The sequence below is a fragment of the Streptomyces sp. YGL11-2 genome (assembly GCF_050054615.1).
Taxonomy (GTDB): Bacteria; Actinomycetota; Actinomycetes; order Streptomycetales; family Streptomycetaceae; genus Streptomyces.
The window spans coordinates 54,772-75,531 of record NZ_JBNHIN010000036.1 but is presented as its reverse complement, the minus strand read 5'-3'; the positions used below and the strand labels follow the sequence as shown (position 1 = coordinate 75,531).

The 20,760-nt window shown below is 71.6% G+C and carries 20 protein-coding genes and 3 pseudogenes; 16 read left to right on the top strand and 7 right to left on the bottom strand.

Features of this window, described 5'->3' with window-relative positions:
* Positions 1 to 2 precede the first annotated feature (2 nt).
* Genes ACO1BR_RS31215 through ACO1BR_RS31195 form a run of 5 tightly spaced genes read left to right on the top strand, consistent with a single transcriptional unit; the run spans position 3 to position 4,501 of the window.
* Entirely contained in the window at positions 3 to 224 is a 222-nt protein-coding gene (locus ACO1BR_RS31215; protein ID WP_426798439.1) for a V-type ATP synthase subunit F, read from the top strand.
* Positions 221 to 745, top strand: a complete 525-nt coding sequence (locus tag ACO1BR_RS31210) for a hypothetical protein (RefSeq protein WP_426798438.1) — start codon at positions 221 to 223, stop codon at positions 743 to 745. Before ACO1BR_RS31215 ends, ACO1BR_RS31210 begins: the two co-directional genes overlap by 4 nt.
* On the top strand, positions 733 to 2,478 hold the full coding sequence (locus ACO1BR_RS31205) for a V-type ATP synthase subunit A (RefSeq protein WP_426798437.1): 1,746 nt from the start codon (positions 733 to 735) through the stop codon (positions 2,476 to 2,478). The genes ACO1BR_RS31210 and ACO1BR_RS31205 overlap by 13 nt, the downstream gene beginning before the upstream one ends.
* Positions 2,475 to 3,875 carry a V-type ATP synthase subunit B gene (locus tag ACO1BR_RS31200; protein WP_426798436.1) on the top strand — a complete coding sequence of 467 codons (1,401 nt, stop codon included), beginning with the start codon at positions 2,475 to 2,477 and terminating at the stop codon, positions 3,873 to 3,875. Before ACO1BR_RS31205 ends, ACO1BR_RS31200 begins: the two co-directional genes overlap by 4 nt.
* Positions 3,872 to 4,501 carry a V-type ATP synthase subunit D gene (locus ACO1BR_RS31195; protein WP_426798435.1) on the top strand — a complete coding sequence of 210 codons (630 nt, stop codon included), beginning with the start codon at positions 3,872 to 3,874 and terminating at the stop codon, positions 4,499 to 4,501. Before ACO1BR_RS31200 ends, ACO1BR_RS31195 begins: the two co-directional genes overlap by 4 nt.
* A gap of 45 nt (positions 4,502 to 4,546) precedes the next feature.
* On the opposite strand, the gene ACO1BR_RS31190 is transcribed toward ACO1BR_RS31195, so the two are convergent.
* Entirely contained in the window at positions 4,547 to 4,780 is a 234-nt protein-coding gene (locus ACO1BR_RS31190; RefSeq protein WP_426798434.1) for a hypothetical protein, read from the bottom strand.
* Between the two features lie 98 nt (positions 4,781 to 4,878).
* On the opposite strand from ACO1BR_RS31190, the gene ACO1BR_RS31185 reads away from it, so the two are divergent.
* From ACO1BR_RS31185 to ACO1BR_RS31175, 3 genes are all read left to right on the top strand, one after another.
* Positions 4,879 to 5,091 carry a dsRBD fold-containing protein gene (locus tag ACO1BR_RS31185; RefSeq protein WP_426798433.1) on the top strand — a complete coding sequence of 71 codons (213 nt, stop codon included), beginning with the start codon at positions 4,879 to 4,881 and terminating at the stop codon, positions 5,089 to 5,091.
* 558 nt (positions 5,092 to 5,649) lie between these two features.
* Positions 5,650 to 6,225 (top strand): Rv1733c family protein, encoded by a 576-nt coding sequence (locus tag ACO1BR_RS31180; protein WP_426798432.1) that lies wholly within the window; start codon positions 5,650 to 5,652, stop codon positions 6,223 to 6,225.
* A gap of 157 nt (positions 6,226 to 6,382) precedes the next feature.
* Entirely contained in the window at positions 6,383 to 7,294 is a 912-nt protein-coding gene (locus ACO1BR_RS31175; RefSeq protein ID WP_426798431.1) for a universal stress protein, read from the top strand.
* A 26-nt stretch (positions 7,295 to 7,320) separates the two neighbouring features.
* On the opposite strand, the gene ACO1BR_RS31170 is transcribed toward ACO1BR_RS31175, so the two are convergent.
* Positions 7,321 to 8,001, bottom strand: a complete 681-nt coding sequence (locus ACO1BR_RS31170; protein ID WP_426798430.1) for a CBS domain-containing protein — start codon at positions 7,999 to 8,001, stop codon at positions 7,321 to 7,323.
* 521 nt (positions 8,002 to 8,522) lie between these two features.
* On the opposite strand from ACO1BR_RS31170, the gene ACO1BR_RS31165 reads away from it, so the two are divergent.
* The 4 genes and pseudogenes from ACO1BR_RS31165 to ACO1BR_RS31150 form a co-directional block, all read left to right on the top strand.
* On the top strand, positions 8,523 to 8,810 hold the full coding sequence (locus ACO1BR_RS31165) for a BON domain-containing protein (RefSeq protein WP_426798429.1): 288 nt from the start codon (positions 8,523 to 8,525) through the stop codon (positions 8,808 to 8,810).
* A 518-nt stretch (positions 8,811 to 9,328) separates the two neighbouring features.
* The gene (locus ACO1BR_RS31160; RefSeq protein WP_426798428.1) at positions 9,329 to 10,819 is read left to right on the top strand and encodes an AAA family ATPase; all 1,491 of its coding nucleotides are present in this window, start codon (positions 9,329 to 9,331) and stop codon (positions 10,817 to 10,819) included.
* Between the two features lie 343 nt (positions 10,820 to 11,162).
* Positions 11,163 to 11,423, top strand: a complete 261-nt coding sequence (locus tag ACO1BR_RS31155) for an SHOCT domain-containing protein (RefSeq protein ID WP_426798427.1) — start codon at positions 11,163 to 11,165, stop codon at positions 11,421 to 11,423.
* Positions 11,424 to 11,636: 213 nt separating this feature from the next.
* Positions 11,637 to 12,170 (top strand): annotated as a pseudogene (locus tag ACO1BR_RS31150) (STAS/SEC14 domain-containing protein); the annotation flags it as partial.
* Between the two features lie 210 nt (positions 12,171 to 12,380).
* Here ACO1BR_RS31150 and ACO1BR_RS31145 read toward each other — a convergent pair.
* Positions 12,381 to 13,253: a universal stress protein gene (locus tag ACO1BR_RS31145; protein WP_426798426.1), complete on the bottom strand. Its 873-nt coding sequence runs from the start codon at positions 13,251 to 13,253 to the stop codon at positions 12,381 to 12,383.
* 326 nt (positions 13,254 to 13,579) lie between these two features.
* On the opposite strand from ACO1BR_RS31145, the gene ACO1BR_RS31140 reads away from it, so the two are divergent.
* The 4 genes and pseudogenes from ACO1BR_RS31140 to ACO1BR_RS31125 all read left to right on the top strand — a co-directional run bounded on the left by ACO1BR_RS31140 (position 13,580) and on the right by ACO1BR_RS31125 (position 17,075).
* Positions 13,580 to 14,038, top strand: coding sequence for a pyridoxamine 5'-phosphate oxidase family protein (locus tag ACO1BR_RS31140; RefSeq protein WP_426798425.1), 459 nt, complete (start codon positions 13,580 to 13,582; stop codon positions 14,036 to 14,038).
* Positions 14,039 to 14,194: 156 nt separating this feature from the next.
* A pseudogene (locus tag ACO1BR_RS31135) lies at positions 14,195 to 15,583 on the top strand (AMP-binding protein); the annotation flags it as partial.
* Positions 15,584 to 15,716: 133 nt separating this feature from the next.
* Complete coding sequence (locus tag ACO1BR_RS31130) at positions 15,717 to 15,962, top strand: acyl carrier protein (protein ID WP_426798424.1); 246 nt, start codon at positions 15,717 to 15,719, stop codon at positions 15,960 to 15,962.
* 213 nt (positions 15,963 to 16,175) lie between these two features.
* Positions 16,176 to 17,075 (top strand): universal stress protein, encoded by a 900-nt coding sequence (locus tag ACO1BR_RS31125; RefSeq protein WP_426798423.1) that lies wholly within the window; start codon positions 16,176 to 16,178, stop codon positions 17,073 to 17,075.
* On the opposite strand, the pseudogene ACO1BR_RS31120 reads toward ACO1BR_RS31125, so the two are convergent.
* The 4 genes and pseudogenes from ACO1BR_RS31120 to ACO1BR_RS31105 all read right to left on the bottom strand — a co-directional run.
* Positions 17,074 to 17,217: pseudogene (locus tag ACO1BR_RS31120) on the bottom strand (universal stress protein); the annotation flags it as partial. The gene ACO1BR_RS31125 and the pseudogene ACO1BR_RS31120 sit on opposite strands and share 2 nt — an antisense overlap.
* A gap of 324 nt (positions 17,218 to 17,541) precedes the next feature.
* A complete protein-coding gene (locus ACO1BR_RS31115) occupies positions 17,542 to 18,420 on the bottom strand; it encodes a universal stress protein (RefSeq protein ID WP_426798422.1) in 879 nt (292 codons plus the stop codon).
* A gap of 154 nt (positions 18,421 to 18,574) precedes the next feature.
* Positions 18,575 to 19,945 (bottom strand): Ni/Fe hydrogenase subunit alpha, encoded by a 1,371-nt coding sequence (locus ACO1BR_RS31110; protein WP_426798421.1) that lies wholly within the window; start codon positions 19,943 to 19,945, stop codon positions 18,575 to 18,577.
* A complete protein-coding gene (locus tag ACO1BR_RS31105) occupies positions 19,942 to 20,760 on the bottom strand; it encodes an oxidoreductase (RefSeq protein ID WP_426798420.1) in 819 nt (272 codons plus the stop codon). Before ACO1BR_RS31105 ends, ACO1BR_RS31110 begins: the two co-directional genes overlap by 4 nt.

Below are 20,760 nucleotides of genomic sequence, written 5' to 3'. Positions count from 1 at the left end.
TCATGGGCGCGGTCATCGCCATCGGGGAGCGGGCCCGGACCACGGGGTTCGCGCTGGCCGGGGTGGAGGTCCGGCCCGCCGAGGCGCCCGACCGGGTCCGCGCGCTCTGGCGGGACCTGCCCGCGGACGTGGCCCTGGTGATCCTCACTCCGGCCGCCGCCGCGGCGCTGGGCCCTGATGCCCTGGACGTGTCGGAGCCTCTGACGGTGGTGATGCCGCCGTGACCTTCGCGCCGACTGCCGCGGCCGACCCGCTCGCCCCTGTCCGGGCCGCGCTGCTGCGCGCCGCCGACGAGGAGGCCGAGCGGCTGGTGGCGGCGGCGCGACGCGACGCCGAGGCGACCGTCGCTGCCGCCCGGTCCCGGTCGGCTGCCCTGCTCCGCGAAGCACGCCACCGGGGAGAGGACGAGGGCGGACGTGCCAGTGCCGCCGCCGTGGCTCAAGCCCGCCGCTCGGCCCGGGCCGGGCTGCTGAAGGCTCAGGCGGAGGCGTACGAAGAACTGTGCCGGACAGTGTTCGCCCAGGTGCGGCGCTGCCGGCGGGAAGCGTCGTATCCCGCCGTGCGCGACCGGCTGGCCCGGCAGGCCCGCCGTGCCCTGGGCCCGGAGGCCACCGTCACCGAGCACCCGCAGGGCGGTGTGATCGGGACGGCCGACGGCCGGAGCGCGGATCTGAGCCTGGATGCCGTGGCCGGGCGTGTCCTGGAGCACTCCGGCGCCGGGATCGAGACCCTGTGGCTGACCTGACGGCGGCGCCCGGTACCCGCAGCTCTGCGACCGCCCGCATCCTGCGGGTGGCCGGGCCGCTCGTCGAGCTGGAGAACACGGGCCGGGTCGCCATGAACGACCTGGTGCTGCTCGGCGCGGCGCGGCTGCCGGCGGAGGTGGTCGCGATCACCACGTCCCGGGTCACGGTCCAGGCGTACGAGTACACGGGCGGCCTGGCACCGGGGCAAACCGGCCGCCCGTTGGGCGTTCCGGTCTCCGCGCGGCTCTCCCCGGACCTGCTGGGTGGCGTGTTCGACGGACTGCTCCGCCCGCTGACGGCCGCCGGGGACCGGCTCACACCGGGCGCCGGGGCGAATCCGGCCCCGGGACGCGGCCGGCGGTTCACTCCGGCCGTCGTCACCGGTCAGCAGGTTCCCGAGGGGGCCGTCATCGGAGAGGCCGGCGCCGGGGGCGGGCCGCGGCCCCGGATCCTCGTACCGCCCGGCTGCGGGGGCGAGGTCACGTACGTGGCCACCGAAGCCGAGCATCCGGAAGAGGCGGTGCTCGCCGTGGTGGGCGGCACCGAGGTCCGGTCGGTGACCAGCTGGCCGGTGCGTCGGCCTCGCCCGGTCCGCGAGCGGGTCCCGGCCGTTGCTCCGCTGACCACGGGACAACGGGTGATCGACCTGCTCTTCCCCGTTGCGCGGGGCAGCACCGTCGCGGTCCCCGGGGGCTTCGGCACGGGCAAGACCGTGCTGCTCCAGCAGATCGCCAAGTGGTGCGACGCCGATGTCATCGTCTACGTCGGCTGCGGCGAACGCGGCAACGAAATGGCCGACGTCATCGCCGAGTTCTCCGAACTCTCCGACCCGCGCACGGGAGGGCGCCTCGCCGACCGCACCGTGATCGTCGCCAATACGTCCAACATGCCGATGATGGCCCGCGAGGCCAGCATCCACACCGGCGCCACCGTCGCCGAGTACTTCCGCGACATGGGGTACGACGTGGTGGTCATCGCCGACTCCACCTCCCGCTGGGCGGAGGCCCTGCGGGAGTTCGGCTCGCGGACCGGCGAACTGCCCGCGGAGGAGGGCTACCCGGCCGGTCTGGCGTCCGCACTCGCGGCCTTCTACGAACGGGCCGGGGCGGTGACGACGCTGGGAGCTGGTCCCGGCTCGGTGACCGTCATCGGGGCCGTCTCCCCGCCGGGCGGCGACCTGGCCGAGCCGGTCACCGCGCACACCGAACGCTGTGTGCGCTGCCGGTGGACCCTGGACCGGGAGTTGGCCTACGCCCGCCACTACCCCGCGCTGTCGTGGTCGCACTCGTTCTCCCGGGACGCCTCCGCCCTCGCCCCGAGCCGGGCCGGACGGGAGACCGCGGAGCTCCGGGCCGCGGTCTCGGGGCTGCTGGCGGAGGCCGACCGCCTGGCGGACCTGGTGGATCTGGTGGGTATCGGCGCACTGCCCGCGCCCGAGCGGGTCAGTGTCCTGGCCGGACGCCTGGTCCGGGAGGGCCTGCTACAGCAGAGCGCCCTCTCCTCCAACGACGCGCACTGCACCCCTGCGAAGACGGCCGCGCTCGCCGACGCGGTGCTCACCGTCGTCGAGCGGTGCCGGTCCCTGGTGGCATCCGGTACGCCACCGGAAGAGGTCGAACAGGCCGGCTTCACCGCCCTGTTGCGGGCCCGCGAGGAAGCCGGGCCGGACGGCACCGCCACCGTCCGGGCCGCTGGTGATGCCGTGCTCCGCGCCCTGGGAGAGCTCCGGTGAGCGCCGGCCCGGTGCCGGTCGGGTACACCTCGATCCGGGAGCTGCGCGGACCGCTCGTGGTGGTGGCGGGGGTCGGCGGGGTCGGCTGGGACGAGTTCGGGACGATCACGCTTGCTTCGGGCGAGCGGCGGCACGGTGTCGTCCTGGAGGTGCGGGACGATCTCGCGGTCGTCCAGGTGCTGGAGGGCACCGGCGGACTGGATCCGACCGGGCTGCGGGTGACGTTCAGCGGCTCCCCGCTGACGGTTCCCGTCGGGGAGAGCTGGCTGGGCCGCACGTGCGACGGCAAGGGGGCTCCGCGCGACGGCGGACCGCCCGTCTTCGGCCCGGTCTCCGCACCGGTGGAGGGCATGGCGATCAACCCCGTGCGCCGGCAGCCGCCCGGCGAGCCGGTGCTCACCGGCATCGCCGCGGTGGACGCGCTCACCACGCTGGTACGCGGGCAGAAGCTGCCCGTCTTCTCCACCGCCGGGCTGCCGCACCTCGAACTCGCGGTGCAGATCGCCGCCCAGGCCACCACGGCGGGCGAACGGTTCAGCGTGGTCTTCGCGGGCATGGGCCTGACCCACGCGGACGCGTTCTTCGTCCGGGACGCGCTGGAAGAGCGCGCCGCCGCGGGGGAACTGTGCTTACTGCTCAACACCGCCGACGATCCGGTGATCGAGCGCATCCTCACCCCGCGGCTGGCGCTCACCGTCGCCGAACACCTCGCCTTCAGAGGCGGCCGGCACGTACTGGTGATCATGACGGACATGACGTCCTACGCCGAGGCGCTGCGCGAGGTCTCCGCGGCTCGCGGTGAAGTGCCGGCCCGCCGGGCCTACCCGGGCTACCTCTACAGCGACCTGGCCTCGCTGTACGAACGCTGCGGGCGCATCATCGGCCGACCCGGTTCGGTCACCGTACTGCCCGTCCTGACCATGCCGGCCGGGGACATCACCCACCCGGTGCCCGACCTCACCGGGTACATCACCGAAGGGCAGATCGTACTCTCCCCGCAGATCCACGCCGCGGGGGTCTACCCGCCCGTGGACGCCCTGGCCTCACTCTCCCGCCTGATGCGCAAGGGCGCGGGCCCCGGCCGGACCCGCCCCGACCACCTGGACGTGGCAGCCCAGTTGATCGCCGCGCTCGCCCGCGCCCGGCAGGCCGGCGAACTCGCCGAACTCGCCGGGGAATCGGCCCTGAGCCCGGCCGACCGGCGCTACCTCGCCATGTACCCCGTCTATCTCCACGACTTCCTGCACCAGGGACGCGACACGAAACTGGCACTGGACGAGTCACTGGAGCGTGCCTGGCGGGTCCTGCTGACACTGCCGCCCAGCGAACTGGGCATGCTCCCGGCGGCGTTGCTGCACGCACGGACCGGCGACGGCACTCCCGGAGCCGTGCCATGACGACGGCCGCTCCTCCCCCCGTCGGCCGGGCCGCCCGCCTGCGGTTGCGCCGCAGCCTTCAGGTCGCCACCCGCGGGGCGGACCTGCTCGACCGGCAACTCCACCTCCTGCGCACCGAACTGGCGGACCTGCGGCGAGCCGAAGCAACAGCCCGTGACGAGTGGGAGGCACGGGTCCGGGAGGCCGAGACATGGCTGCTGCGCGGACTGCTGCTCGGCGGCGAGAACGCCCTGCGGACCGCCTCACGCGTCTCAGCCGCGGACATCACCGTCGAGTGGGAGGACACTCTGGGCGTACGGCACCCCGCCCGGACCGCCGTATCCCCGGGCACCGCAGCCGCGTCCAACGCCGCTCCCGGCAACACCGCGCTGGTGCATGCCCGTACCGCCTACCGTGCGGCGGTCGCCACGGCCGCCCGATACGGAGCCGCGGCGACCGCTTCCCGTCTCGTCGAGGTCCGCATGCGCACCACCCTGGTGCGGGTCAGGGCACTGCGCCGGCACCGGATCCCCCGCCTCCAACAGGACCTGACGGCTGTCGAACTGGCCCTGGAGCAGTCGGAACACGAGGACGCCGTCCGGCGGCGCTGGGCGGCGCGGCGCGGCGGAGCCGACACCCGAGGCTGACCACGACCGCTGCACCGTCCGCCGTGGTCGCGCGGGTCTCGCCGGTCAACCCGCACGGGCCTCTCCGGGCACGACCGCCAACGGCCCCGGTGCGAAGTGCGTGAGGGTGCGGATCCGGTCCTTGGGCACGGCTCCGGCAGGCCACTGCTGGGCGTGCACCAGGCATAGCTCCCGGCCGCGCCGAGGCGCCGCGTCCGCCGCCCGTGCCGCCGCGTTCCGTACCGTCGGTGAACGGGAGAGCCCGGCCCCCACCGAGTTGCGCGGTTCATTGCCGGTCATCCTTCTCCCCCTCCCGGATACAGGCCGCTGGAGGGGCCCACCGGAACCTTCCTCATGCTTTTGAGCCCCCCGCCGCACGGCAGCGCCGGTAGGACTGGGTGGCTCCGCAGAGCGTCCGGAAACTCACCGGGCACGGCACCGCCCGGTGGAATCCGGAGGACCCGAACGTCCCCGAGATCGGCGACGAACTGGCGGCGATCCGCGCGATGAGCGATCTCGCCGCGCAACTGGCACGAACCGCGTACGGCGACCTAGAAGACGCACGGAAGATGCTGCGAGCCTCACCGAAGAGGGATGCACAGCACATCTAGTGCGTGGAACCGCCCCGGGTCCGTGCGGGTCGCCATGGCGCTCCGAGTGGCCGGCACTGCTGCCTGGATGCGTCGCTCGGCACCGTGTTTGCCCGGCAGGCGGGAGCTGCGGTTCTTGACGGCCTTCTCGAATGGATCAGGACGCAAGCCTATTTGACGGTTCGTCACCCCTTCACCGGTCAGTTCGAGGATCTCCCGCTCCCAAGGCGACGGCCCGGACGACGCTTCCTCTTCGCGCTACGCCTCGTCATCCTCGCCCTGCGGGCGACGCATCACCAAGATGTGGTCGCCGCGTCGAGCATCGATCGCCCCGAAGCCACCGTGGGCACGGTGGCGACCGCATCTGGCCCTGCGGCGAGCACGCCCCGCCTCGCTCATGGCTCCCTCTAGCTGGGCCAACGGGCTCTGATCCACCGGTCGATCGTGGTGTACCAGGGCCGAACGGTCCCCGGCCGGCCGCGCCGAACGCACACCGGCCCCCCGTGCGGGACCGTTCGGCCCTCTCCCGGCGTGCGCCCAGGTGCCACGCTCGGAACAGCAGGTGAAGAAGGGTGTCGGATGCCTCTGGTGAAGTTTCGCCCACCATGGCGGCGTGGCCCGCTCCGGCGGGGCACGGACGTGGCGCAGTCCTGGATGGCGCTGGCCACCGGGCTGCTGATGGCCGTGGCGGTGCCGGCGGCGGGGGTGACGGCCGGCCAGGCGGTGTACGCGGCGTCCCAGCGGCAGCGCACCGAGTGGCACCGTGTCACCGCCGTGGTGACCGAGGAGCCCCCGGCCCGTATCGGCGCCGACCGAGGGGGTGGGGCGGGTGCCCGGGTGTATGCGACGGTGCGATGGACGGCCCCGGACCGCGGGGTGCGGACCGGCGAGACTCTCTTGTCACCCGGAGTACGCGTCGGGGCCCGGACAACGGTGTGGCTGGACCGGCACGGTGCGCTGGTGCGGAACCCCGGCGACCCCGTGAACACCGTGGCCGTGAGCGTCGCGGCCGGCACCATGGCGGCATCCACCACCGGTCTGCTGCTCTTCGCCGTGGACCGGGTCGGCGTCCGTCTGCTGGACCACCGGCGCCACGCCCAGTGGGAGAAGGAATGGGCGGAGATGGACGCGCAGGGGCGGCACCACCGTCCATGACCGTCCCCGGGCCCGGCGGTCAGGGTCGGAGGCCGCCCAGGTCCGCAGCCGAGTCCGGCCCCGGATGCCCTGCTCCTGCCGGTGGGCGCCTCCTCCGAGCCGTCCACACCACGCAGGCTGGGAAGCCCAGGCGCGCGCCCATCCCTTGGAGTTAGGCATGGCTCGCACCGTTGCCGTCGGCGTGGATGGCTCCCCCGCGGGTCTGGCCGCCGCGGAGTGGGGTGCCCGTGAGGCGCTCCTCAGGGATCTGCCACTGCGGCTCGTCCATGCCTGGGAGTGGCAGCCCGACGCCCACACTCCGGGCGCCGGGCCGGAAGCCGCTCGCCGCTGGCCGGAAGACGTACTGCCCCGCGTGGCCGCCAGGCTCCACCAACGCCATCCAAGCCTCGACATCACTGCGGACCGCGTCATCGGCACGCCGCGGGACGTGCTGTGCCAAGCGGCGAAGGAAGCCGGCGTACTGGTGATCGGCACGGTGGGGGCGAGGCGGATCACCGGGTTCCTCCTCGGTTCGGTGGGCATGGCTACCGTCGCGCACGCCGAAGCCCCGGTCGTCCTGGTACGGGCTGGGCCACTGGGCGAGCAGCAGCCTCCCGAACCGGAACCGGGGCGGCCCGTTCCCGACGCGACGATCCGCGCTCCCCGGCCGGTGGTCCTGGGGCTGGATCTCACCCGCCCCTGTGACGAGGTGATCAGCTTCGCCTTCGAGGCCGCGGCCGTACGCGCTGCCCCCTTGCTGGTCGTACACGACTGGAACCCGCCGCCGTACTACGCCTACGGGCTCGGTGCGGCGCTGACCTGGGGTACCGACGTCACGGCCCAGGAGCGCGAAACCGTGCACCAGACGCTGCGGCCGTGGCGTGCCGCGCATCCGGCCGTGGACGTCGTGGAACAGGCCGTCATCGGCGAGCCCGCACACCATCTGTTGGACGCCGCCACCCATGCCGCTCTCGTCGTCATCGGCCGGCGCAGCCACACCGCGCTTCACCCCTTGCCGCGCATCGGCCACATCGCCCATGCCGTGCTGCACCACTGCCCGGTACCCGTCGCCGTGGTACCGCACCGCTGACGGCGCACCGGCCCCGGCAGATCCGGTTACAAGGATGGACCCGCCGCCTGCGGCGCCTGGAGGGCCGTCGCACCAGTCAGGTCGAAGTCCACGTCCACCACCCCCTCGATACCGCGCACCAGACGCGCCACCACCGGGATGAGCGATCGGTCCCGCGAGTGCCCGCTGAGCGTGACCACCCCGTCTGCGACGGTGACCTCAAGGTCCTTGGCGGGCGCGGCGAACAGCGTCCCGAGGACCTCGCGTACCTCCCGCGCGAGCTCGTCGTCGGACCGCAGGAACACCTTCAGCAGGTCGGCCCGGCTGACGATGCCCACGAGCAACCCGCCCTCGTCGACGACCGGGAGCCGCTTGACGGATGCCCGCGCCATCGTCCGCGCCGCCTGCGCCAACGTGGCATCGGCATGCACCGTCACGGCCGGACTGGTCATGAGCTCCCCCGCCGTCACCGCCTCCGCCCGACGCACATCGTCGGACTGCCGCAACCGTTCCAAGCGATCCGAGTCCGCCTCCCGGAACGCTTCCTTGGGAAGGAGATCGGCCTCGGACACCACTCCGATCACCCTCCGCTCGCCCGAGAGCACCGGTACGGCGCTCACCCGCCACCGCCGCAGCGTCTCGACGATCTCCTTGAAACGGGCCTCGTGGTCGACGGCCGCCACGGGCTGGGTCATGACATCGCTGACGGTATGCGGCGTGTTCAGCATGGTGGTGCCTCCTCGGAATCAAGCCGACCTCACCCAGCCGTCGTATGACGGCAGCGAGCACCCGGCCCGTCATCACCGCCCAGCCTGCAACCCACCGAGCCCGGCCGGACAGGGCCATCCGGCCCTTCCCCCACGCCGTGGGACACCAGCGCCCGGGCGGCACACGATGCCGGGTTGCATCCCACTGATCTCACCCATCCGGTTCCCGCGCCCGGCCGCACCCGGGAAAGTCTTCGTGCCGCCGACCCATGGCGACAAGCACCAAAGCAGCGGCCGAGCGCCCGGGAAACTGTCCAAGGAACGGCACACAAGGCAGCTGTACGGGCTGCAGTCGGAGCTGGTAAATCCAGGGATGGTTGAGCACGGAGGGGAGCTCCCCGATCACCTGGCGCCGACAGCCACCCCGGGACCTCCAGACCTACCTCCCGACCACGCAGCCGCCCTGGAGAAGTGACACCGGGGCAGGGGCTCTTCGGACTCTCCGTGGCACCACCACCGGGCAGGCGGCGTGGCACAGCGCGGTGTACGCGCCCCCCCGGCAGGCGCTGCACACCCCGGACCGCACCACCCGACGCGTCGGCGGCACCCGGCGCCGGGCCCCAGGCGGCGGCCGCACCCTCGGCCTGGACCCCGCCTCGGTCACGGTCCGGGTCACGGACGGACGGGTGACGTTGAGCGGGACTGTGCCGCATAGCAGCCTCGTTCCCATCGCGATACGTCTTTGCGAAAGCGTCGACGGCGTGGTCGATGTCACGAACCACCTCGGCTTCGACGTCGATGACGCGGGGGGGGGGACACCACGGCCATAACCTCCGCTGTACCCGCCCCCGGCAACCGGTGCATGTCTGGCATCGGTTCTGCCCGACTGCAGCAACTTCCTGACGAGCTCGGCTTCCTGACGAGCTCGGCCCACGCCCCACACGGTCGGTGTCTCACCGAGCCGACCGGTCTGCCGCCGGACCAAAGAGGCGGTACACAAGGTTGTCACGGGCGTGGAAACGAGCGGTCACACGTCGAGCGTGACCGAACACCACCAGCCGCCCGGCCCTCGATCGAAGGCCAGCTCATGGAGGGTGGCCGCTTTCGGCGCGGCCCCCGTCAGAGGAGTTGTTGGTCGAGCGGTTTGCTGCTGAGGGGCTGGAGTCGGTCAGCGGCTGAACGGTAGCTGGCCGATCGCACTGTCACCGTTACCGCCATGTCAGCCCTGGTGACCACACCGGCGCCACTCGGATACCCCGGACGGGCCAGCCGGCAGAGCGCGGCCCGGGCACCGGAGCTGTACTGGACGTACCACTACGCCGTCGGTCGCCGAACGAGGGAGCGGTCCGTGTCGCCATCGGATGCTGCCGCCCACCCGGTGAAGCCCGATCACGTTTTCGACCGAGAGGTCGAGTGGGCCGAGCTGACCGGCTTCGTGGGTGATCCGCGTCCCGGGGCCACTCTCGGCCTGGTCTCAGGACAGCACAGGCAGGGCAAGACCTTCCTGCTGCAAGCCGTCGCCAAGGCCACCGAAGGCTTCTATTTCGACGGGCAGGCTGCGGCGGAGGCCGAGACACTGCACCGCCTGGCAGAGCATTTCGGGGAGCACACCCGGGCCACGCATCCACCGCACTGGCAGCGCTGGGAGGACGCCGTGGACGCGCTGCTGGCGCTCGGTGACCAGCGCCCGGTCCCCGTGATCATCGACAACTTCCCCGACCTTGTGGGCCCGAGCCCAGCGCTGCCGTCCGTCATTCACGGTGCCTACCTCCGTCTGCACCAGGTGCGTCGGCACAACCGGACCCGTCTCATCCTCAGCGGAGGGACCCCCTCCCTCATGCGGAGGCTCTTCTCCGGCCCGTCCTCCCTGCACCGGCTCGCCTCGCTGGAACTCCTGGTGCAGCCCTTCGACTTCCGCGAGGCGGCGCGATTCTGGGGCATTCGATCCCCACGGCTTGCCGTGCAGGTGCATGCCGTCGTGGGCGGTACTCCCGCCTATCGAGGTGACCTGGTGTGTGACGATGCTCCCACCAGCCCGCATGACTTCGACGCATGGGTGTGCCGAACCGTCCTCAGCCCACGCGTCCCCCTGCACTGGGAGGCTCGCAATCTGCTGGAGGAGGAGGCGAATCACGCGGACCGGGCGCTGTCCCACTCCACGCTGGTCGCGATCGCCACCGGCTGCTCCACACCCGGCGGGATCGCCGAACGCATCGGAGCCTCGCTGACCGACGTGTCCCACGTCCTGGCCGTACTGCGAAACCGCGGTCTGCTGCACGCAGAGCCCGACGCGTTCCGGCCCGCGCTGACGCGCTACCGCATTGCCGAGCCGCTACTGGCCTTCGAGCACGCCGTCGCATGGCCCCATCGCGCCTTGATCGAGCAGGAGGACGCCGTCGGTGTGTGGCAACGCGTCCGCCCCACGTTCGACTCCGCGGTTGCCGCACCGCACTTCGCCCAGCTGTGCCGGGGCTGGACCACCGAATACGCCGCCCCCGACACCTTCGGAGGGGAACCCACAACAGCCGTGCGCGGCACGGTTTCCGGCCCTGCGGGGCACACCCGTCTCGATGTCGACGTGGCGGTACGAGGGACCGTTGAGGGCCGGCCCGGTGTCCTGCTCTCGGTCGGACTCGCCCGCTGGAACGAGACCATGGACATCCACCACCTGGAACAGCTGCGCCACGCGCTATCCGTCCTCGGAGCTTCCGGCGAGGACGTCAACGGGGCCACGCCTGCGTGTTACAGCGGGATCGGGTTCAACTCGGAACTGCGAGCCGCGGAAGCCAGGGGAGAGGTCCTCCTGGTCGATCTCGACAGGCTCTACCACGGCGAATGACCGGTCGTGACGCGGTCGGTCAGTGCCACCGCCTCCACGTAGGCAGGACTGAGCCACGGCTTCGGATCGCCCGGGGCCGGGTCTCCCGCGGGTGTGGATGCGGATCGTTCGGCCGGCAGCCGCGTCCGAGAATGCGCGTGACGGCACCTGGGGCGGTTGCTCCTTTGTCGGCCCGATCGCGGTCGGGGGGCAGGCCCGTCATCTGCCGCTGGTCCCGCCCAGTGGCGGGACCAGGTGACCAGTGGCCCTGTCATGGGGCCGATGGGCCCTGGCTCCTCGTCGTACCCGGAGACGGACACTGCAAGAGGATAGGAACCCGCCGACGGAGGCGGTGAGGGCAGTGATGTACTGGAACGGCGGCTGGGCGTGGATGGCCTTCATGCCCCTTGTGTGGATCGTGTTGATCGGCTTGGTGGTCTGGGCGGTCATCCACCTGGTCCACGGACACTCCAGCGGAGGTACCGGAGTGGGAACACGCGAGGCTCAGCGACGGGAATCGCCGCAGGAGATCCTGGACCGGCGCTTCGCCTCGGGCGAGATCGATGCGGATGCCTACTCGGAAGCCAAGAAGCGGCTCGCCGAGCGTCCGCCGGGGGCGGCGTAAGCGCCCTTCCCCGCCTGCGCGGGGCTGGGGGCGGGGCCGGCGCACCGGGCGCGAAGTGGTCGGTGCTGGTCAGGCCGATCGTCAGGGGGCGACGCTGCGGTCGCTGTCGGCGTAGAACTCGTTGAACGCGGCGAATGCCCTGACTCCATAGATGGTGCCGGGCCCGCCGTTCATCAGGAACGCGACGCCGAGGGCTAGGGGCGCCGCCTTCGGGTTCTGTGCGAGATCGGGCCGGAGTTCCGGTCGTTCACACCGGCCGCAGGGTGGGAAGACCTCAAGATCGCCCCTGCTGCCATGCGGCTGTGCGAGGGCTGCGCCGTGGTCAGCGATGCGCGCCGGATCCGTGAGACCACCCGATTGACGCGCTTCGTGATGCCCTGCCCCGTGCACGTCTTCAGCACCCGGGAACGCGACGAAGCCCTGCAGTGGCTGGTGTCACTTCCCGAGGGCCCCGGCATCGCCCACCGGCTCCTGACCGACTCCCGTGTGCTGGTCGTCGAAGTCCAACACCCGCTGCGCACCCAGGACTTCGACGCGTTGGCCGCGACGGCGGACAACTGGCTGCGGACCCACGACGTGTTGGCCGGCGTCGTCATCCATACGCGCGCGTTCCCCGGCTGGGAGAACATCGGCAGCCTGTTCCGCCATGCACGGTTCATCCGCGACCACCACCGGAAGGTCCAAAGGATCGCGCTGGCGGCGGACAGCAAGGTCGCCACGTTGGTGCCCCAGCTGGCCAACCACTTCGTCCACGCCGAAGTGCGACGCCTCGCGTACGACGAACTCGACGACGCCCTCGCGTGGGCCGCCGGCCCCGAGACCCAACAGCCGGGCGAGGCCCCCGGACCCCTTCCGCCACGCCCCTACCGGTCCGGTGGAGCGCTGTGCCGCATCAGATGTCGGAGCACGCGTTGCGGGATGACCAACGGCCGTCGCGGGTGGACCAGTCCCGGTTCTTCAGTCGTGGGGAACGATGACGACGGGGCACGACGCGTGGTGCGCCGCGGCATGCGCGACATTGCCCAGCCGTGGTGCCAGGGCGGGGCGTTGCCTGCGTCGTCCGATCACCAGCAGGTCGGCGGCCGACGCCGCTTGTACGACGGCCCGGGCGGGACTCTCCAGCAGTACGCTGTCGACCACCCGCACACCGGGGAACTTTTCGCACCAAGAGCGGAGTGCCTCGTCCAGGCGTTGCCGGGTTTCCTCCGTGATCTCCTCGATGACGTCGGGATTCATGGCCCACGGCGCATACGACTCCACCGGCAGGCTTCTTCCGTGGACCGCGTGCAGCGGCACATCGCGCACGTCAGCGGCCTCGAAGGCGAACTCCAACACGTCGTCGCACCGCCCGTGCAGGCTGCTCCCTACCACCACCACTCCGCCTGCGCCGCGAGCGGAATCCGGGACCGGGCGCACGTCGGCGCCCACCAAGGCCACCGGCCGTTCCGCTCGGGCCACGATCTCCATACTTGTGTCGCCCAGGAAGAAGCCTGCGGCGGGGGAAAGTCCGCGTGATCCGAGCACCAGCAGTTGGGACTGTGCTGACGCGCTGAGCAGAGCGGTCTCGGCGTCCGATGCGACCAGGTCCTCGACGATGGGCAGCTCCGGGTAGCGCTCGCGTATCTCCGCATACGCGTCGTGCACGATCAGCTTCGCCCAGTAGTTCTGATCCGCTTCGCGGGGCGTCTCCGTGGTCTCCGGCGCGAGCATGGGCCAGGCATGCAGCAGGCGCAGCGTGAGCCGGCGACGGTCGGCTTCCTCGGCGGCCCAGCGGGCGGCTGCCAGGCTCTCGGCCGAGCCGTCGAGGCCCACAGTGACGACGTGGTCCATAGCGGTCGCCTCCATCATGCCGCGAGCCGGAGCGGGGAACGAGCACCTTCCTCACTTCCAGCCTGCGGTCGCCATGCAGCCGGCGACAGGGCCCCTTGGTCCAAAGGAGCGGGGAGCAACGGCGAACGGGCAGTGGACAAGCTGCTGAAGGGCGGGCGCCGAGACGCAGCGGATCGCCGTGTAGAGGATCATCCGCTTGCGGTGCCGGCCGACGTGGACAAGGCCAGGCGAGCGGCGTACGGCCCCGCAGGGACGGCCCGATCCGCCCTGAAGACGAGGACCATCGGCCCAACGCCGCGCCAGCGCGGTGCGCACACCATGAGGGTATGCAGTGGGACGATGGCCTTCGGCAGCTGGACCAGCAGGAGTGCCTGCGCTTCCTGACGCTGGTGCCCATCGGGCGCATCGTGTACACGCACGATGCGCTGCCCGCCGTCCTGCCGGTCAACTTCTCTCTGGATCAGGACCACGCGGTGGTCCTCCGGACGTCGCCCCTGTCACGTATGGCACGCGCCGTCGACGGTGCCGTCGTGGCTTTCGAAGCCGACTGGTTCGACGAGGCCGCGCAGTCGGGCTGGAGCGTCATCGTGATCGGGCGCGCCACGCTGGTCGCTGACCGGAGAGAACAGGAACGACTGCGGGCGGTCGGGCTCCGCTCATGGGTGGCCGTGGCGGAGGACGCCTTCATCCGGATCGCCCCCGAACTCGTGACCGGTCGGCTCTTGAAAGGGCACCCGCACGGCGGCAACAAACGGGGCACGGCATCGCTGGCCGACGTCCCGTGACGGGTGCGACATCCGTCAGGTCCGATGGGCGCAGCACCACGCTGGCATATCCCACTGGCGGCCTGGCTGGCCCCTGCCCCAGGCCCTTCGGCCCCATGCGCCTGGGGGCGGGTTCCGTGATCCTGGAAACGGTGCGAGGCACCGGAGGAAACCGTGATGACGCGGGAGACCATCCACAAGGACGCCACGCTGGAGGTGGCGCCGAATCTCGCCGACTACGCGCGGGAACGCTCGGAGCTCACCTGGTCCCGGGCGCGGGAGAGCCTGGACGGACTGCCCTGCGGTCGCGGGCTGAACATGGCGTACGAGGCCGTCGATCGCCATGCGGGGCCGGTGCGTGGTGGCAAGGTCGCGCTGCGGTGCATCGCGCGTGATGACACCGTCACCACCGTCACGTACGCCGAGTTGGCTCGCCGCACGGCGCGTTTCGCGAACGTCCTGCGGTCGCTCGGAGTCGGCCGCGGTCTCAGGGTGTTCACCTTGCTCGGCAGGTGTCCGGAGCTCTACACGGCGGTGCTCGGCACCGTGAAGAACACCAGCGTGCTCTGCCCGCTCTTCGCCGCGTTCGGGCCCGACCCGGTCGAGCAGCGCCTACGGCTCGGCGACGCCCGAGTGCTGGTCAATACGGCGGCCCTGTACCGGCGCAAGGTCGCGGACCGCAGGCCGGAACTCCCCGGGCTCGCACACGTCCTCATCGTTGAGCCCGGTGCTGAGGACCTGCCCGGTACGGACTCGTTCGACGCGCTCATGGCCACCGCGCCCGAGCAGTTCGCCATCCCGCCGACCTCGCCCGAGGACATGGCACTGCTGCACTTCACGAGCGGAACCACCGGCACCCCGAAGGGCGCGATCCACGTCCACGACGCCGTCGTCGCCCATCACGCCACAGCCGCCTACGCGCTGGACCTGCACCCCGAGGACGTGTATTGGGGCCAGGCGGCACTGGGCCCGCCCGTCCACGACAACTGGTGGCAGACCGACACCGGTTGCATCGTGATCGCCAACTTCGCCGCCTGCGAGATCCGGCCCGGGTCGATGGGCCGACCACTGCCGATGGCCCGCGCCAACCGGGAGATCCCCCACTACTACCTGTCCACGAGCATCGACATGACCACCGCGATGCACTGGATGCACGAGCACAACCACCACTGCCCCGTAGGCGAACGACTGCTTCCCGCCGCCCTGTTGCTCAAGGCCGCGGCCCGGTCGGCCCGAGAGGTACCCGAGTTGAACGGCTATTGGATCGACGGCCACTTCACCGCCGGGGAGGAGGTGCGCCCTGGCGTGGCGGTGTCCCTGCGCGGCGGCTGGCTCATCGCCCCTGTTCTGCAGCACGCCGACGTTCTCGAACTCCCGGAGCTGATGGCCGAACTGAAGGACCCGGTCGACCGCGCCCGAAACGGCCGACTACGCGGTTCCGAGGTGTCGGACCCCACCATCACGGTCACCAACCTCGGTGACCAAGGAGTGGAAGCGGTCCTGGCGGTGATCTACCCACCGCAAGTGGCCTTGGTGGGCTTCGGTCGGGTCGTCGAACGGCCGTGGTCGGTCAACGGCCTGTTCGGCGTACGGCCGGTGGTCACGGCCACCCTCGCGGCCGACCACCCGGCTCCGACGGTGCTGTCGGAGCCCGCTGTCTCACCACCGTCGACCGCCTCCTGCAGAGCCCGGAGGAACTATGAAACGCGACGAAGCACTGGACGTCGTGAAGGAGTCGTTGGCCGATGTCGTACCGGATGCCGACCTCACCATCCTGGGCCCCAACGACACCTTCCGGGACGCGTTGGGAATCGACTCGCTCGACTTCCTGCGCTTCGTCGAGCTCCTCACAGAGCGCACCGGCATCCGGATCGATGACGAGGACACCGCGCACCTCACCACGCTTGCGGACAGCACCAGGTTTCTCGTAGCCCGCGCGCAGTGACGGCCACGAACATCAAGGACCGGGGTGGAAACGTGGCAAGGCGCCTGGCCCACCAGTGTCGCGCCGTGGACAGGACGGTCACCGGTCGGAAGCGGGGGCGCCTGGCCCGTCTCCCGTGTGTTCCCCCGCTCATGTCCGGCTGTCATGCCGTACCCCGTCGACGGCGCGATTCTGGAGAGTGGATGACGAAACAACGCGGCCAGGGAGATGGCAATGGCCTCAGCAGAAGCTCACCGGGTTCGCCCGTCGATCGTGGTCGGCGTGGACCCTGATCCTTCCCAGCGGATGGCTCTGGCCTGGGCAGCGGACGAGGCGGCCCGCCGCCGGATGCCGCTGTGCCTGGTCCATGCCGAGGGAGCACCCACCGGTGGTTACCGGAAGACGGACGTACACCCTTCGTGGGAGGAGTGGAACCGGACTCTGCACGGAGCCGGCGAGCGCCTGCTCCAGGGCGCCGTGGCGTTCGTCGAGGACCGGCAACCGCAGGTGCCGCTCTCTGCTCTGCTGGCCGAGGGCAGACCGGCGTGGGTCCTGCGGGAACAGGCCCGTGAGGCCGCCGAGGTGGTACTGGGCTCCCGTCACCTGGGACGGGAGAAGGAAGTCTTCACTTCGGCTTCCGTCGCGCTCCCCGTCATGGCGCACGCCCCCTGCCCGGTTGTCGTGGTACCCGAACCGGAACTCATCATCCAGGACCCGTCGTACGTCGTCGTCGGAGTCGACGGCAGCGCGCACTCCGCTACTGCCGTGGACGTCGCCTTCCTGCAGGCCGCCCTGCACGGCGCCGTCCTGAGAGCCGTTTACGTACAGAGCCCGGAGCGGTTCCGGGGGCGGGACAAGCACACCGTGGAAAGCGAATGCCGCAGCCTCCTGTCCGAGGCCGTGGCAGGCCGTACCGCGACCTACCCCGATGTGGAAGTCCACCACGAGGTCGTCCACGGCCACCCGGTGGAAGAACTCGCCAAGGCATCGGCCCACGCCATGTGCCTGGTGGTGGGAACCCGCGGGCACGGTGGCTTCACCGGATTGCTGCTCGGCTCGGTGAGCCAGGGCGTGCTTCGCTACGCACAGTGCCCCGTCATCGCCGTACCACAGCCGCGGCACGACCGGTACTGACGGTGCTGTCGGTCAGTTCGGCCTGGCGCACTGCCCGGCGCAGGGCCTCCTTCGAGGATTCCGAGCCGTCGACGCCCACGACGATGCGGCCCCGCTCCCCCGGCTGTCCGCCCGCGGTGACCTCCGCAGCCTGGCTTTCCAGCGGCAGCAGCGGGACCGCCCCGCAGCCTGGCCTTCAGCGTCCCGTGCGCGGGGGCGCGGCGCATGGGCCGGCCATCGATGGCACCAGAGCCGCATGGCCCCTGTACGGCCGTCGGGGCCGCCGACGAAGCGGCCTTTATTCCGGGGCGAGTACCTGGCCGATGCGCTGGTCCCCGTGGTACGGCGAGGTGCGCGGCGGTGCGGTCAGCAGCCGGAGCACGACCACGCCGCACGGCAGCACCGGGCACCGCAGCGCACCGGACCGGCCGGGGACTGGCTCCCGCCGCCCGGCAACCGCTGCACGGTTGTGGGCTCCGGCCGCCCTTCAGTCCGTACGGGCCGCCTGGGGCACCACCGCCAGCGGCCCCGGCGCGAAGTGCGCCAGCGTGCGGCTGGTGGAGCCCAGCACCATCCCGCGGAAACCGCCCAGCCCACGGGACCCGACCACCAGGCAGCGTGCCGCGGCAGCCTCCTCGGCCAGCTGCACCGCGGGCTGGCCCATCACCACCTTTTCCCGCACCACGACCTGCGGGTACTTCTCGCGCCACCCGGCGAGTGCCTCCGACACGTCGATGAAGGACTCCTGGACGGCGTCCGGCCAGTCGCCACGGCGCGGCCGTCGCACCTGCACCGCGAGCAGGTCCGCCTCGCTCAACGCGGCCTCATCGAAGGCGAAGGCCACCGCCGGAGCCGATGCCGGAGAACCGTCCACCCCGACCATCACCGGCCCGAGCGGGTCGTAGCACGAGGTGTCACCGACGACCAGCACCACCGGGCACGGAGGGTGCCCGACGAGGGACCGGCCGACCGTGGTGAAGGTGACTGCCTCCCCTGGACCGGACACCTGGTGGGTGCCGACCACCAGCAGGACGGCGTCCTCCGCGGCTTCGCGCAGCACAGCGGCCGGATGGCCGTCCTCCAGACGCGTCGTGATCCGCAGGCCGGGAACCTGCTCGGCCGCGGCGTCCTCGCAGTTCTGCAACAGGTCCCGTCCCGAGGCCCGGAAATGCGAGGCCCAAGCCTGATCCGGTGCGTCATGCCGATCCTTCGGCGCGGCTCCGGCGGGCCATTCCTGGGCGTGCACCAGGCACAGCTCCCGGCCACGCCGAGCTGCCGCGTCCGCCGCCCATGCCACCGCGCTCGCGGCCGTCGGCGAGTGGGAGACTCCCACCATCACGGGGTTGCGCGCGTCGTAGCTGCTCATGCTTCATCTCCTTCCGGAGACGGGCCGCCGCAGGGGCCCGACCGGAACCCTGTGCTTCCAAGCCTGGCGCGCGGGCACCGGCGCCGCCAGGGCCGGGCGGGTCCCCACGAGGTCCGGAGGCCCCCCTCCGCCCTGGCCTGGGACTTTCCGGCGGTCACTCCCGCTCGACGGTCAGGTCGAGGAAGTGGGTGGAGCAGGAGATACACGGATCGTGGTTGCGGATGATCCGTTCGCACAGCGCGGTCAGCTCGGCGTCGGTGGGGTGGCCGCCGGAATCCAGGCGGTGCTGCACCGCGCAGCGCAGTTCGTGTTCGATCGCGGCCTGATTCTGGGCGGTCGGCGGGACCAGGGCGGCATCGGTGACGGTCCCGTCGGCGTCGAGGGTGTAGCGGTGGTAGAGCAGGCCGCGGGGTGCCTCGGTCGCGCCGTGGCCGGTGGCCGCCCGCGCGGGGACGTCGATGTACGGGCCGGGCGGCGCCTCGTAGGCGTCGATGAGGCGCAGCGCCTCGCCGACGGCGTACAACACCTCGACGGCGCGGACGATGATGCTGCGGAAGGGGTTGCGGCACACCGTCCCCTCGCGGGGGTCGCCGAGCCCGACCTCGCGGGCGGTGCGGAGCACATCGGAGGGGAGCCACCGGCCGCTGATGGCGTAGCGGGCGAGCGTGCCGGTCAGGTGGCGGCCTCCGTCGAGCCGTGAGTGCAGGGCGGTGGAGTGCGGGACCTGGGTCTCGATGACGTGCTCGGGAAAGTCGCGGACCGGGAAGGTGCGCAGCGACAGCGCGCGGTCGCTGTCCGGCGACAGGCCCGCGCTGCCCGGGGCCGGCATCACGGTGGGTGTGCCGGCGCCGATCGCGTAGGTGCCGGGTTCGGCCAGTGCGAGGAAGTCGTGGTCGCAGCCCGCATCGGGGAAGTCGAAGCCGGCCACCCAGCGCACGGTGGCCTCTGCGGCGTCGCGGGCGTGCCGCAACCGTTCCGCCAGCGGCCGTAGTTCCCCTTTGGCCGGTACGCGGTGGAAACCGCCGAGGCGGACGTTGACGGGGTGGATGGCGCGCCCGCCGAGCAGTTCCATGACGGCGTTGCCGGTCTGCTTGAGCGCCAGCCCGCGTTCGACGTGGGCGGGGTGGGTGCGGGCGAGGTCGATGACGCTGTCGTGGCCGAGGAAGTCGGGGGCGTGCAGCAGGTAGATGTGGAGGGTCTGGCTCTCGATCCACTCGCCGCAGTAGAGCATCCGACGCAGGGCGGCGAGCTGTCCGTCCACGGTGACGCCGCAGGCGTCCTCGATAGCGCGGCAGGCGCTCATCTGGTAGGCGACCGGGCAGATTCCGCAGACCCGGGAGGTGATGTCCGGCGGCTCGGTGTGGGAACGACCGCGCAGGAACGCCTCGAAGAACCGCGGTGGTTCGTAGATCTTCAGGTGCGCCTCGGCGACCCGGCCGCCGTCGAGGCGCAGGTGCAGCGCGCCCTCGCCCTCGACCCGGGCGAGCGAGTCCACGCGCAGCACCTTGGTCTTGCGGTGCGTCACCGCTGTGCCTCCTTCCGCGACACCGCGTCGAATTCCGGTGCGGCGGTGTTGAAGGTGCGCAGCACCCGCACCACGTCGAGGGTGTCCATGCCGTCCCGGCGGAGCAGCGGGATGAACGAGGGGAAGTTGACGGAGTTCGACGGGCCGAAGCAGCCGTAGCAGCCGCGGTCGTAGGCGGGGCAGAGCGCACCGCAGCCGGCGTGGGTGACCGGTCCCAGGCAGGGGGTGCCGTGGGCGACGGTGACGCAGACCGTGCCGCGGCGCTTGCATTCGAAGCACACGCTGTGGGCGGGCACGTCGGGGGTGCGTCCGGCGAGGTGGGCGGTGATGACCTCGACGAGCTGGCCGCGGTCGATGGGGCAGCCGCGCAGTTCGAAGTCGACGGGGACGTGGGCGCTGATGGGGGTGGAGGTCGCGAGGGATTCGATGTAGTCGGGCCGGGCGTAGACCGCGGCCCGGAACTCCGCGACGTCGGCGTAATTGCGCAGCGCCTGGACGCCGCCGGCGGTGGCGCAGGCACCGATGGTGACGAGGCGGCGGGAGGCGGCGCGGATGTGGCGGATCCGTTCGGCGTCCTGCGGTGTGGTGACCGATCCCTCGACCAGGGACAGGTCGTAGGGGCCCGGTCCGGGGGCGCTGGACGCCTCCAGGAAGTGGGTGATCCGGACCCGTTCGGCGATCCCGAGGAGTTCTTCCTCGCAGTCGAGCAGCGTGAGCTGGCAGCCGTCGCACGAGGCGAACTTCCACACCGCCAGCTCCGGCCGCCGACCGGGAACGGCCGCATCGGGGTTGGCCGGATCCGGGTTGGCCGTCAT

What these genes read in the sequence shown, in the direction of transcription:
- ACO1BR_RS31215 (WP_426798439.1), top strand. Translation starts at nt 3, where the DNA reads ATGGGCGCGGTCATCGCCATCGGGGAGCGGGCCCGGACCACGGGGTTC.
- ACO1BR_RS31195 (WP_426798435.1), top strand. Translation starts at nt 3,872, where the DNA reads ATGACGACGGCCGCTCCTCCCCCCGTCGGCCGGGCCGCCCGCCTGCGG.
- ACO1BR_RS31190 (WP_426798434.1), bottom strand. Translation starts at nt 4,780, where the DNA reads ATGACCGGCAATGAACCGCGCAACTCGGTGGGGGCCGGGCTCTCCCGT.
- ACO1BR_RS31180 (WP_426798432.1), top strand. Translation starts at nt 5,650, where the DNA reads ATGCCTCTGGTGAAGTTTCGCCCACCATGGCGGCGTGGCCCGCTCCGG.
- ACO1BR_RS31175 (WP_426798431.1), top strand. Translation starts at nt 6,383, where the DNA reads ATGGCTCGCACCGTTGCCGTCGGCGTGGATGGCTCCCCCGCGGGTCTG.
- ACO1BR_RS31170 (WP_426798430.1), bottom strand. Translation starts at nt 8,001, where the DNA reads ATGCTGAACACGCCGCATACCGTCAGCGATGTCATGACCCAGCCCGTG.
- ACO1BR_RS31155 (WP_426798427.1), top strand. Translation starts at nt 11,163, where the DNA reads ATGTACTGGAACGGCGGCTGGGCGTGGATGGCCTTCATGCCCCTTGTG.
- ACO1BR_RS31145 (WP_426798426.1), bottom strand. Translation starts at nt 13,253, where the DNA reads ATGGACCACGTCGTCACTGTGGGCCTCGACGGCTCGGCCGAGAGCCTG.
- ACO1BR_RS31140 (WP_426798425.1), top strand. Translation starts at nt 13,580, where the DNA reads ATGCAGTGGGACGATGGCCTTCGGCAGCTGGACCAGCAGGAGTGCCTG.
- ACO1BR_RS31130 (WP_426798424.1), top strand. Translation starts at nt 15,717, where the DNA reads ATGAAACGCGACGAAGCACTGGACGTCGTGAAGGAGTCGTTGGCCGAT.
- ACO1BR_RS31125 (WP_426798423.1), top strand. Translation starts at nt 16,176, where the DNA reads ATGGCCTCAGCAGAAGCTCACCGGGTTCGCCCGTCGATCGTGGTCGGC.
- ACO1BR_RS31115 (WP_426798422.1), bottom strand. Translation starts at nt 18,420, where the DNA reads ATGAGCAGCTACGACGCGCGCAACCCCGTGATGGTGGGAGTCTCCCAC.
- ACO1BR_RS31105 (WP_426798420.1), bottom strand. Translation starts at nt 20,760, where the DNA reads ATGACGGCCAACCCGGATCCGGCCAACCCCGATGCGGCCGTTCCCGGT.